This window comes from Paraburkholderia sp. BR13439 (assembly GCF_040948805.1).
GTDB classification, from domain to species: domain Bacteria; phylum Pseudomonadota; class Gammaproteobacteria; order Burkholderiales; family Burkholderiaceae; genus Paraburkholderia; species Paraburkholderia youngii.
Map to the genome: position 1 here is coordinate 1 of NZ_JBFPKN010000201.1, position 255 is coordinate 255.

Consider the following 255-nt stretch of genomic DNA (forward strand, 5'->3'; position numbering starts at 1 on the left):
ACCGTCAGCAGCGAATGGCGCAGGCTCAGCAGACCTCACCATCAGGGGCGGATGGTGTGCTGATCGATACTCCGACACCGGTACGCCCGAGCGTGGCGCGCGAGGCGCCGGCATTCATTCCAGTCGTTACCGCACCATCGGCACCGCCGGCTGCGCCTCAAGGGCCATCGCAGGCCTTGCCACTGATGGTGGCCGCACTTCACGTGCGCTTGCCGAATGGCGTCGAATTTGAACTCGGCAACGCGAGTCTCGACG

General features: G+C 65.1%; 1 pseudogene. It reads left to right on the forward strand.

Annotated elements, in window-relative coordinates:
- Window positions 1-56: 56 nt before the first annotated feature.
- A pseudogene (locus tag AB3X96_RS42865) lies at window positions 57-255 on the forward strand (IS66 family insertion sequence element accessory protein TnpB); the annotation flags it as partial.